Source organism: Streptomyces aurantiacus (assembly GCF_001418335.1).
GTDB lineage: Bacteria > Actinomycetota > Actinomycetes > Streptomycetales > Streptomycetaceae > Streptomyces > Streptomyces aurantiacus.
Map to the genome: position 1 here is coordinate 17601 of NZ_LIPP01000312.1, position 11308 is coordinate 28908.

The 11308-nt window shown below is 71.7% G+C and carries 9 protein-coding genes; 2 read left to right on the forward strand and 7 right to left on the reverse strand.

Annotated features, from left to right (window positions below):
• Positions 1-117 precede the first annotated feature (117 nt).
• The 5 genes from AOK01_RS43800 to rpe all read right to left on the reverse strand — a co-directional run bounded on the left by AOK01_RS43800 (position 118) and on the right by rpe (position 5083).
• Complete coding sequence (locus tag AOK01_RS43800) at positions 118-1608, reverse strand: VMAP-C domain-containing protein (protein WP_055518048.1); 1491 nt, start codon at positions 1606-1608, stop codon at positions 118-120.
• Entirely contained in the window at positions 1601-2650 is a 1050-nt protein-coding gene (locus AOK01_RS32570; protein WP_079103945.1) for a trypsin-like peptidase domain-containing protein, read from the reverse strand. The genes AOK01_RS43800 and AOK01_RS32570 overlap by 8 nt, the downstream gene beginning before the upstream one ends.
• A 117-nt stretch (positions 2651-2767) precedes the next feature.
• The gene (locus tag AOK01_RS32575; protein ID WP_055518052.1) at positions 2768-3103 is read right to left on the reverse strand and encodes a barstar family protein; all 336 of its coding nucleotides are present in this window, start codon (positions 3101-3103) and stop codon (positions 2768-2770) included.
• 171 nt (positions 3104-3274) lie between these two features.
• A complete protein-coding gene (locus tag AOK01_RS32580; RefSeq protein WP_055518056.1) occupies positions 3275-4318 on the reverse strand; it encodes a sugar-binding transcriptional regulator in 1044 nt (347 codons plus the stop codon).
• Positions 4319-4396: 78 nt separating this feature from the next.
• On the reverse strand, positions 4397-5083 hold the full coding sequence (gene rpe, locus AOK01_RS32585) for a ribulose-phosphate 3-epimerase (RefSeq protein ID WP_055518059.1): 687 nt from the start codon (positions 5081-5083) through the stop codon (positions 4397-4399).
• Between the two features lie 155 nt (positions 5084-5238).
• On the opposite strand from rpe, the gene AOK01_RS32590 reads away from it, so the two are divergent.
• Positions 5239-7434, forward strand: a complete 2196-nt coding sequence (locus tag AOK01_RS32590) for an MMPL family transporter (protein WP_055518063.1) — start codon at positions 5239-5241, stop codon at positions 7432-7434.
• Between the two features lie 30 nt (positions 7435-7464).
• Here AOK01_RS32590 and AOK01_RS32595 read toward each other — a convergent pair whose 3' ends face one another.
• Together AOK01_RS32595 and fmt are read right to left on the reverse strand one after the other, a co-directional pair.
• A complete protein-coding gene (locus AOK01_RS32595; RefSeq protein WP_055518069.1) occupies positions 7465-8889 on the reverse strand; it encodes an RsmB/NOP family class I SAM-dependent RNA methyltransferase in 1425 nt (474 codons plus the stop codon).
• A 296-nt stretch (positions 8890-9185) separates the two neighbouring features.
• The gene (gene fmt / locus AOK01_RS32600) at positions 9186-10118 is read right to left on the reverse strand and encodes a methionyl-tRNA formyltransferase (RefSeq protein WP_055518071.1); all 933 of its coding nucleotides are present in this window, start codon (positions 10116-10118) and stop codon (positions 9186-9188) included.
• A 446-nt stretch (positions 10119-10564) separates the two neighbouring features.
• Here fmt and AOK01_RS32605 point away from each other — a divergent pair, with 446 nt between their 5' ends.
• Positions 10565-11116 carry a hypothetical protein gene (locus AOK01_RS32605; RefSeq protein WP_055518072.1) on the forward strand — a complete coding sequence of 184 codons (552 nt, stop codon included), beginning with the start codon at positions 10565-10567 and terminating at the stop codon, positions 11114-11116.
• The last annotated feature ends 192 nt before the right edge of the window (positions 11117-11308 follow it).

Here is an 11308-nt window from a genome sequence, read left to right on the forward strand (position 1 = left end):
CCCGGGTCCAGCGATGCCCGGTTTCGATCAATTGTCGTGCTGGCCAGTCACGAATAGGTGGTGACCGGCGATCAGGTCGGTCACACCCTAGTGGGTCGTGCAGCGCCTCGGTCGTTCTCAGAGAATTGGCTCCGGCACTTCCGGGAGCCTGTTCGGGTCGTCCCATAGCACGGCAATACGAGGGCCGGTGAACCCCTCGCCGCCATGGTCCCCCGTGCGGGGAGCGGAGCGCAAGCGCGTCAACCGGTCTAGCGCCTCGCTCAATCGGCCATCCAGGGCGCTCTCGGCCAAGGTGTGCGCGTGTTCCGTCAGCGGCCCCGACCGGCTCCACAGCACCAGCGGCAGCCCCGCCTGCAGGCCGACCAGCAACTCGCCCTTGCCGTGCGGCCCGTCGGGCGGAGAACCCAAGGTCATGAGGACGACGGCGGGATCGTCCGTGAGACGCGCGTAGAGCCGTTCGTGCCGCGCACCGTCACCCTCTTCGCAACGGTGCATCCGTGCGCCCCGTGCCGCATCGGTCAGTACGTCCCACCGCTCGTTCCACACCCTGTGCAACTGCAGTGCTTCGATGCGCTCCAGGCTCCGTACGACGACCTTGTAGTCGTGCCCGATGGACGGTCCGCCGAACTCGCTGTCCCACACCTTCTCCTCCCCGAAGGGCCCGTGCCGGGACCACTCCTCCACCGGCTCGTTCACCAGGGAGAAGGGGAGGATGAACTCAAGTATGAGACCGCCTCGATGGGCGCGGAGCCGTATCTCCTCACGGTCGAGAACGGTTGCCACATGGCGGCGCACCTCGGACACCGGTACGGACCGCTCGTCGCGTCGGCGGGGCGCCCAGGCCGGACCGCTGTTCGCCCAGCAGGTGATGTCGATCCGGTCGGGCGACCCGGTCGACGGGGCGAGCCGGATGAGCAGATGGGCCGGATGTCCGGGCTCGGCGCGCCAACTGCCCGTGTGCGTACGGGAATCGTCCAGGATCCACTGGGCTTCCAGGTTGTCCTGGACGGTGGTGCGGACGTTCCGGTTCGTCCAGGACCGGATCGCGTCCCCGCGCTCCGGAGTGAGCACGACCGCCAGTTCTTGCAGGAACCGCAGGGTACGCGGCGCTCCGTCGGCCGGGCGGTTGGTGTGCGCGAGCAGTTGATGGGCGTCCCAGGCGGTGTGGACGCTCTCGGGCAGCGGGCCGAAGTGGTCGCCGGCGGCCGAGTACCAGACCGCGGCGAGCTCCGGCACGGCGGTCCTGTCGAGCCCCGCCAGCAGGGCGCTCAACTCGTCCCGGCCGGGTTCGTCGAGGAGCGGAGCGACGACCGGGTGGGCCAGCGCGGCGGCATGCCGGGAGGGCAGGTCGTAGTCCGCCAAGTGCTGTACGGCCTCGGTGAGATGGCGCCAGCCGTCGGGCACGGATGCGAAGGCACGCACCATCACCACGATGTGGATCTTCTTGTCGTCGAACTCGGCCACGGACAGGCGCAGTTTCAGCCGCTCCATGGCATCAACCACGCAGATGCGACGTACCTCCAGGTCGTCGAGTACCGACACCTTCATGAGCGCGTCCGCCAGTTGGGCCGCGGACTGCGAGTCCCGGGGCGCCGCCGAGTCAGTCATCGTCGCCCAGACGGTCGGGCCAGGTCTTCCTCGCCTCTGTGACGAAATTCTTCACCGCGGTGGTGTCCCCCTCGATCCACTGCACGGTCGTGACCAGGGCGCCAGGGCCCTGTTCGAACTCTCCGCACCTTCGGACGATCTGATAGAGCTGAATGCGTGGATTGTTCTGCCGGGCGATCCCGGAGACGATCTCGGGCGGCAGCTGGAGCAGCAGTTGGTGTCCCGCGTCGATCCGGAACGAGTCGATCGCCAGCAGACGATCCACCAGGGCCCACAGGACACGGGCAGGCAAGGGCCCGTCGATGTGGGCCGGTTGGGGGGCGGCGCGGGGTGGAGCGGGCGCCGCGATCGCGAAGCTGGTCCCTTCGAGGACGTCCAGCGGAATCATCCACGCGACCCGTGTCGCCGCGCCGGTGTCCGTCGAGCGCGGCGCGAGCACGGCCGCGAGCACGCCCACGACCAGACCGCGCCGGAGGTCCCACACGCCCGCGCCGCTGAAGCCCCGCGTGACGGGGGCGCCCACCGGGTCGAGGCCGTCGATCTGCCGCCATGCGGGGTGTGCCCCACCGGCTCCCACCAGCTGTCCGCGGGCCCAGATCCCGTCCGGTATCCCGCTCGGATACCCGTACACCGCGACCGGCTCACCGGTGCCCGTGCCACAGCTGCCGAGGGGCGCGGGCGCCGCGCCCGCCGGGAGCTCACCCTCCAGCCGCAGCACCGCGACATCACCCGCCGGAGGCGAGCGCAGCCAGCCGGCTTCGGCCACGTGCGCCGGGATCGACTCGGGCGGGCCCTGTGCGGTGGCGGGGAATTCCAGCAGGACCTTCCCCTCCGGCGCCGCGCCGGTCTGGGGCCCCTGCAGACGTAGTGCCGTCTCGACGACATGCGCGCAGGTGAGGACGGTTTCCCTCGTCACGAGCACCCCCGCACCGACAACTCCCGCGCGCTCGCGGTCCCGTACGCGGACCCGCCACGCGCCGATGCCCGGCGATGCGGAGGCACTGACGTCCCGTAACCCCACGTGTCCCCCTCGTATGCCCATGCGGGAAAAACAGGGTAAGCCGAAGCGAAGCGCTTGTGTACGGGGGAAGCCTGGCCGGATTGCGTGGTCGCGTTCCTCGGGCAGGGGTCAGGGGCCCGGGCCCGTCATCCAGGCCGGTCAACGGGCCGGTGTTTCTCCAAGGGCCAGCGCCACGGTGAGCGCCGGTGTACGGTCCGCCGCCTGTGCGAACACGTCCTCGGCGGTCGCCCACTCGTCGGGCCGCGTGCGCGCGTAACCACGCCAGCCGGTGACGACGACCAGCAGCCCTCTCTCACCGACGGCCGCGGGCCACACGGACGGGTCGGCGAGGCTGTCCGCGAGCGCGTCCCAGTTGCGGCCGAACCAGTCCGGCAGCTCCAGGGCGTGTACGCAGCGCTCCATGAGGCCCTCCTTGTCCGCGACCCCGTCGAGGTCCAGCGCCACCACGTGGCGACCCGACACGTCGTGCGTCATCTCAGTACCGCCCTGAACGAATTGGATGGGATGCCTGGTTCAGGCGACGGACGGGGGACGGGCCGGAGCAGCATGTCGTCGATGCTGCCACGGCCGTCCCCGCAGAGCGCGCCGTCGAACCGCCGGCGGAGCCCGATGGGTCGGTGCCCGGTGGGTCGGAGCCCAGTGGATTCAGAGCCCGTCGGGGTCCGCCCGGTTCAGCGCCGGACGCGGTGTCGGTCCCGCCGTCATCAAGGCGTCCGCGGCCGCCGTGTCCGTCACCAGGCTGGTGACGAGGCCGGACCGCAGCACCGCGTCGATGGCGGCCGCCTTGCGCTGCCCGCCCGCGATCGCGACGACCTCCGGGATGCGCCGCAGCCGGTCGGCCTCGACGGTGATGCACCGCTCCCCCAGGTCCCGCCCGACGCGGCGGCCCTCGGCGTCGAAGAGGTGCGCGGACATCTCGGCCTCGACCCCGAGGGACGCGTAATGGCCGCGCTCCTCCTCGGTGAGCATGTCGTGCACCGTCGAGATGCCGGCCTCCCAGGACCCGATGGACACGCAGGCCACGGTGACCTTGTCGAAGTACTCGAAGGCCCGGGCGATCCCCGTCTGGCTGCGCAGCGCCGCCGCGGTGGCCACGTCCGGCAGCAGCATCGGCGCGTAGATGGGGTGGGCGTCGCCGCCGGATACCTGGGCGGCCCGGCGGACCGCCTCGACCGAGCCGCGCTCGGCCGTCCCGGCGTCGTAGACACCCGTCAGCTGCACCACCGTGCACGGCGGCAGCCGGTCGAGCGCCGCCGCCATGTGGATGGTGGAGCGGCCCCAGGCGAGGCCGAGCACATCACCCTCGGCGACCAGCTCACCGAGCAGGTCGGCGGCCACCTCGCCGAGGTTCTCCGGGTCGGGCGACTCCTCGGCCTCGGCCGGGGACTCGACGACGACGGCATGCCGCAGGCCGTAGCGGCCGCGCAGCGCGTCCGAGCGCTCCGCGTCCAGCTCGGCGGGGACACGGATCTCGATCCTCACGAGATCCCGTTCGAGAGCGGTCTCCAGGACCCGGGCCACCTTGAAGCGGCTGACGCCGAACTCCTCGGCGATCTGGATCTTGGACTTGCCCTCAAGGTAGAAGCGGCGCGCCATGGCCGCCGCCTGTACCAGTTCGGCGGGTCCCATCCGCATGGCTGACCGGCCCGCCGACATACCCGACACGGCGATCTCCTCACTGCTGTTCACACTCTGGATTCGCCGGTCATCCTCGCAGATCCGGCGTACTTGATCAGCCCTGAGGGGCGGCGTTCACGTTCCCTTGTCTCAGTGGCCGCACACCCATGCTGCCCGGGCCGTCGCCGCAGCCGCCTGCGTGCGCAATGCACGTACCGCCTCGGCCGGGTCGGCGGCCCCGTAGACGGCCGAGCCGGCGACGAAGACGTCGGCCCCCGCCTCGGCGCAGCGCTCGATGGTGGCGGCCGAGACCCCGCCGTCGACCTGCAGCCACAGTTCGAGACCGTGCTTGCTGATCAACTCGCGGGTACGGCGGATCTTGGGAAGCATGATGTCGAGAAACGCCTGGCCGCCGAAGCCCGGCTCGACAGTCATGATCAGCAGCATGTCGAGTTCGGGCAGCAGGTCCTCGTACGGCTCGATGGGGGTCGCGGGCCTGAGCGCCATGGAGGCACGGGCACCCTTGGCCCGGATCTCGCGGGCGAGCCGCACGGGTGCCGCGGCGGCCTCGACGTGGAAGGTGACGGAACCGGCACCCGCTTCTACGTACTGGGGCGCCCACCGATCGGCGTCCTCGATCATCAGATGGCAGTCCAGGGGCGTGTCCGTCGCCCGCGCCAGGGACTCTACGACCGGCACACCGAGCGTGAGGTTGGGGACGAAGTGGTTGTCCATCACGTCGACGTGCAGCCAGTCGGCACCTTCCACGGCCCTCGCCTCCTCGGCAAGGCGGGCGAAGTCGGCGGAGAGGATGCTGGGATTGATCTGCGCGGCCATACTCCAAGCCTGCCATGCCCGGCGCCGGTTGCCTTCCCCGGTCCCCGGCCGGAACCGGTCGGTATGCGCGAAATCGATCGAGGGGCTGCACCAGCCCCACGGCCCGTGCCATTCTTGTCGGCCCACCGGCTCCATGCACGGCTACGGGGGTGGCCATGACGGACGCACAGGAAAAGCGACGACGGGGTATCGGCCGGCTGGTCTGCGGCCGGCGGTCCAAATGGCTCGTGGTGGGACTGTGGCTGGTGCTGCTCGTGCTGACGGCACCCTTCGCCCAGAAGCTCGCCGACGCGCAGGACAACGACGCGGCCTCCTGGCTGCCCGGTTCCGCCGAGTCCACGCAGGTCCTGCAGGCCTCGGAGGACTTCAGGCCGGAACAGATCCCCGCGATCGTCGTGTACGCCCGCGCAAACGGCCTCACGGCCCAGGACCGGCAGCGGATCGCCGAGGACGTACGAGAGCTCAAGGCGCTGCACGCGCACGGCCTGCGGGGCGCGGAGACCCGTGGCCCCGTCTACGACCGGAAGACGGCTCCACGGGCGGCCCAGGTCTTCGTGCCCGTCACGATGGACGAGCAGGCCTGGGAACGCATCGTGTCCGCGGTCGACGCGATCCGGGCGGACGTCGGTAAGGGCGGGGACGGGCTCGCCGTGCACATCACGGGTCCCGGCGGTACGTCCGCCGACCTGTCCGAGGCCTTCGAGGGCATCGACTCCACCCTGCTGTTCTCGGCGATGGCCGTCGTCGTCGTGATGCTGCTGCTCACCTACCGCAGCCCGACCCTGCTGCTGGTCCCGCTGCTGGGCGTGGTCGCCGCCCTGTTCACCGCGCAGGCGTTGATCTACCTGCTCGCGGAGCACGCGGGGCTGACCGTCAACGGCCAGAGCGCGGGCATCCTCACCGTTCTCGTCTTCGGCGCGGGGACGGACTACGCCCTGCTCCTGGTGGCCCGCTACCGGGAGGAGCTGCGCCGCCACGAGGACCGCCACGAGGCCATGGCACTGGCCCTGCACCGGGCGGGCCCGGCCGTGTTCGCGTCCGGCGCCACCGTCGTCCTGAGCATGCTGGTGCTGCTCGCCGCCGAGATGAACTCGACGCGCGGCCTCGGCCCGGTCGCCGCGATCGGCGTCGCCGTGGCGCTGGCCGCGATGCTGACGCTGTTCCCGGCCCTGCTGGTGATCTGTGGCCGCTGGATCTTCTGGCCGGTGGTCCCGCACTTCGGGTCCGCCGATCCGACCGAGCGCGGTGTCTGGGCGCGGGTGGGCAACCGCTTCGCGCGCCGCCCGCGGCTGGTCTGGGGCGTCACGGCGGCGGCGCTCGCGCTGCTGTCGCTGGGCCTGATCCAGCTGCGCGCGGAGGGCATCGGCAACGCCGACGCCTTCACCGGGAAACCCGACTCGATCGTCGGCCAGGAGGTGTCCGCGCGCTACTTCCCCGCGGGCAGCGGCGATCCGCTCGTCGTCGTTGGCGACCGCGCCCGGGCCGAGGAGGTCGGCCGGGCGGTCGCGGGCACCCGCGGTGTCGTACCGGAGTCCCTCGGTCTGCCGCCCGGCACGAAACCCGAGGTCGAGGGCAAGGTCCTCTTCGAGGCCACGATGACCGCCCCCGCGGACAGCGAGGCCGCGAAACGGACGGTGGAGCGGGTACGGGACGCCGTGCACGCGGTACCGGAAGCGGACGCCCAGGTGGGCGGCGGTACGGCGGCTCTGCTGGACATGGACGGGGCGACGACCCACGACAACGTCCTGATCATCCCGCTGGTACTGGTCGTGGTGCTGCTGATCCTCTGCGTCCTGCTCCGCGCCCTGATCGCCCCGCTGCTCCTGATCGGCACGGTGGTGCTGTCCTTCGCCGCGGCGCTGGGCATCAGCGCGCTCGCGTTCCGGTACCTCTTCGACTACGCGGGCGAGTCGACGGACTTCCCGCTGTTCGTCTTCGTCTTCCTGGTGGCACTGGGCATCGACTACAACATCTTCCTGACCACCCGCATCCGCGAGGAAGCCGCCCGCCAGGGCACGCGCAAGGGCGTGGTCACGGGGCTGGCCACCACCGGCGCGGTCATCACCTCGGCGGGCCTGGTCCTCGCGGGCACCTTCGCCGCCCTGGGAACGCTGCCGATGGTCGCCTTCGCCGAGATCGGGTTCGCGGTGGCCCTGGGCGTACTGCTCGACACGTTCGTCGTGCGCTCGGTCCTGGTGACGTCCCTGTTCCTGGACGTGGGCCCGAAGATCTGGTGGCCCCACCGCCTGGCCCACACGGACAGAGCCAAGGGCGAGAGCAGGAGGGGAGACGGGAACGCGACCCGGCCGCCGCAGGAACCGGCATCGCGACCGGGTGGCCCGCCGGAGTAACCCGAAGCGACCCGCGCCGGCCCGTCCGGTTCAGCCGGTCCGGCGGATCAGCGCCAGATACATGGCGTCCGTCCCGTGCAGATGCGGCCAGAGCTGGACGTCAGGGCCGTCGCCCAGGGCCGGAACGCCCGGGAAGAGCGGCCGGGCGTCGAGGAGTTCGCCCTTCTGCTGCTTGAGTACGTCGTCGACGACGGCCCGGGTCTCGGCGAGGTGCGGCGAGCAGGTGGCGTACCCGACGACACCGCCGACCCGCACGGAGTCGAGCGCGGTGCGCAGCAACCCGCGCTGCAACGGCGCGAACCCGTCCAGGTCGGCGGGCCGCCGCCGCCAGCGGGCCTCGGGCCGCCGCCGCAGGGCACCGAGCCCCGTGCAGGGCACGTCCATCAGTACGCGGTCGAAGGTGCCCGAACGCCACGGCGGCCGGGTCCCGTCGGCTGCGATGACCTGGTACGGCCCGGGGTTCCCGGCGAGGGCCTTCGCGACAAGGCCGGCCCGGTGCGGCTGCTTCTCGGAGGCGAGCAGCACGGCTCCGCGCTCGGCGGCGAGCCCGGCGAGCATGGCCGCCTTGCCGCCCGGTCCGGCGCACCCGTCGAGCCAGGCCTTGTCCGGCCCGTCGAGAGGCGCGTTCGCGAGGGCGATCGCCACCAGCTGGCTGCCCTCGTCCTGAACACCGGCCCGTCCTTCGCGTACGGCGTCGACGGCGCCCGGCTCACCGCCTTCGGACATCCGCACGGCATACGGTGACCAGCGCCCCGGCAGCGCGGACTCCGCGTCGAGCGCGCCGAGGATGTCGTCGGCCGTGGCGCGCCCGGGCCTGGCGACCAGGGTGACCTCGGGCCGCTCGTTGTCGGCCGCCAGCAGGTCCTCGATCCCGGCGCGCCCGCCGCCCAGCGAGTCCCACAGCGCCGAGACGATCCACCGCGGATGGGAGTGGACGACGGCGAGATGGTCCTCGGCGTCGTCCTCGTAGGGCGGCGCGACCTGCTCGATCCAGCTGTCCAGGTCCTGCCGCGAGATCTTCCGCAGTACGGCGTTGACGAACTTGGCCCGCCCGTCGCCGAGCACGACCCTCGCGAGGTCGACGGTCGCGGACACGGCGGCATGCGTGGGGATACGGGTCCCGAGCAGCTGATGCGCGCCCAGGCTCAGCACGTCGAGCACCGGCGGGTCGACCTCGCGCAGCGGCCGGTCCACACATGCCGCGATGATGGCGTCGTACGTGCCCTGGCGGCGCAGCGTCCCGTACACGAGTTCTGTCGCCAGTGCCGCGTCGCGCCCGTCGAAGTCGTCCTTCTCCCGGGCCTTCCGCAGCAGGGGCGGCAGCACGAGATTCGCGTACGCGTCCCTCTCGTCCACCGCCCGCAAGGCATCGAAGGCAAGCACCCGTACCGGGTCCTTCTTCGGGCGACGATAGGGCTTGCCCTGCTGACGGGGCCGACGAGACTGCTCGTTCACGTAAAAGGTGCTCCGGCTAGTGGAAGAGATATACGCCCAGCGTACGCGGCAACGGCCTCAGGCCCTTCGGGGGAGCGGGGGCGCGGGGAACTGCGCGACCTTCACGGCGGGCCGCCAATCCTTTCAGCCACCCGAGCCATCACCCACCCAGGGGCGCGGGGAACTGCGCAACCTTCACAGCAACAGGCCTCCGCCCCTCCCAGACACCCGAACCAGCACCCACCCAGGGGCGCGGGGAACTGCGCGCCCGGCCCCCACCGACCCGCACGTCACAACACACCCGCACAACAACCGACTCACCCCCCGACCACCTCGCCGGAGGCGATCCGCACACCCCGAGCCCAGTCCGCCGCCCGCATCGGCTTCTTCCCCTGCGCCTGCACCCACAGCAACTCGACGGCGTACGACCCGGTACCGACGTACACGTTGTTCTTCCCGACCGCCAACGCCCCCGGCGCCAGATCCGTCCGCTCGGGAACCGGCACGACCTGGATCAGCTTCAGCCGCTCCCCACGGAACACGGTCCACGACCCGGGCGACGGCGTGCACCCCCGTACGACCCGGTCGACCCGGAGCGCCGGCGCGCTCCAGTCCACGTGCGCGTCCTCGACGGTGATCTTCGGGGCCAGGGTGACGCCGTCCGCCGGCTGCGGCACCGCCTTCAGGGTGCCGTCCTCGATCCCGTCCATGGTCGCCGCGAGCAGCCCGGACCCGGCGAACGCGAGCCGTGTCAGCAGATCCCCGCTGGTGTCGGTGGACCGCACCTCCTCGGTGACGGTCCCGTAGACCGGTCCGGAGTCGAGCCCCTCCTCGATGAGGAACGTGGACGCACCGGTGATCTCGTCCCCGGCCATGACCGCATGCTGCACGGGCGCCGCGCCACGCCAGGCCGGCAGCAGCGAGAAGTGCAGGTTGACCCAGCCGTGGGCGGGGATGTCGAGCGCGACCCGCGGCAGCAGCGCACCGTAGGCCACGACGGGGCAGCAGTCCGGGGCGATCTCCCTCAGCCGCGCGAGGAAGTCCGCGTCCCGCGGTCGCACCGGCTTGAGCACCTCGATCCCGGCCTCCTCGGCGCGCTGCGCGACGGGGCTCGCGACGAGCCTGCGTCCCCGCCCGGCCGGCGCGTCGGGCCGCGTGACGACGGCGGCCACCTCGTGCCGCCCGGAGGCGATCAGGGCGTCCAGAGCGGGAACGGCGACCTCGGGGGTACCGGCGAAGACGAGCTTCATGGGTGGCAGTCGGCCTCTCGGGCGGATTCACGCGGATTCACAACGGGCAGCGCACCAGTCTATGGGGCGCCGGACCGGAGAACCCCTGCGCCCACCGGTCCGCACCGGTCCACACCGGACTGCACCGGACCGTGCCGGGCGGCAACCCAGGACGACGGTCGCGCTCGTTCCCACTCTCGTCCGGAGCAACCACGGCCCGGCAGCCATCGCCGGGTCCGAACCCGTCCGACGTGCCCGCCGCACGGCCCAGGCGAGCGGTGAACACCCTCGTCAGACCGGTTGCCGAGGCGCACGCTCTCCCGACCGCCGGGGGCGTACGCACATACCTCCACGCCCCTGATGCGTGACCACTCACCCTGAAACGCGTTGGTCAAGAAAGAGTTGACCAAAACGGGCCGCAATCGCTGCCCGGTCCCTTTTTCAACGCCGGTTCGAGAGGCTTGTTCATGGCCGACCACGCAACCCACGACGCCCAGGCTCGGGCCAGCCTGCACTTGCTGGTGCGGGACATCGAGCGGGTCCGCCGGCAGGTGGACGCACTGCGCACGCTGACAGCCCAACTGGGCAACGTCTACCGCCCGCGCCGCTCCGGCCCCTCCACGGGCTTCGTCGTCTACGGACGCGCTCCCGCTCCGACCGTCCGCCTCGCCCAAGAGCTGCGGGACAGTGTCGAGACCCTGGTCACGGCCGCCGTGGACTTCGACCGCTCGCTGGGCTTCTCGTGGGACGCGGTGGGCTCGGCCCTCGGGGTCACCAAGCAGGCGGTGCACCGCCGTTACGGCGCCCGCCGGGCGACCGCACAGGCCGCCGCCGAGGCCGAGCGCGCGACCGAGCCGTCGGGAGCCCGCACGGTCTCCGTCAACACCGGCATCCCCACGGTTCCGGCCGCCCGCTCCATGTCGATGCCCATGCCGATGCCGACCCAGCCGACGGCAGGCAGCCCCACCCTTCGCGAGGAGGTCAGGCCGAACGCTTTCCCGGGCCCGCGCAACGGCTGACCTCTCGTCCGCCGGCCGGAAACACTCCCCACACTCCCCCTGTCTGCCCCCGGCCCGAAAGGCTCGGGGGCAGACGCGTGCCTGGCGACAACCACCACGCGCATACGCGCAAGCAGTCACCCGATGTCGGGCGGATCGATCCGAATCCGGACCGCCTCACTTCCCCCGCCACCACCGGCGCCGCCCCTGCTC

Coding starts and splice junctions, on each gene's coding strand:
- AOK01_RS32570 (WP_079103945.1), bottom strand. CDS start 2,650: ATGGGCATACGAGGGGGACACGTGGGGTTACGGGACGTCAGTGCCTCC.
- AOK01_RS32605 (WP_055518072.1), top strand. CDS start 10,565: ATGGCCGACCACGCAACCCACGACGCCCAGGCTCGGGCCAGCCTGCAC.
- fmt (WP_055518071.1), bottom strand. CDS start 10,118: ATGAAGCTCGTCTTCGCCGGTACCCCCGAGGTCGCCGTTCCCGCTCTG.
- AOK01_RS32590 (WP_055518063.1), top strand. CDS start 5,239: ATGACGGACGCACAGGAAAAGCGACGACGGGGTATCGGCCGGCTGGTC.
- AOK01_RS32575 (WP_055518052.1), bottom strand. CDS start 3,103: ATGACGCACGACGTGTCGGGTCGCCACGTGGTGGCGCTGGACCTCGAC.
- AOK01_RS43800 (WP_055518048.1), bottom strand. CDS start 1,608: ATGACTGACTCGGCGGCGCCCCGGGACTCGCAGTCCGCGGCCCAACTG.
- rpe (WP_055518059.1), bottom strand. CDS start 5,083: ATGGCCGCGCAGATCAATCCCAGCATCCTCTCCGCCGACTTCGCCCGC.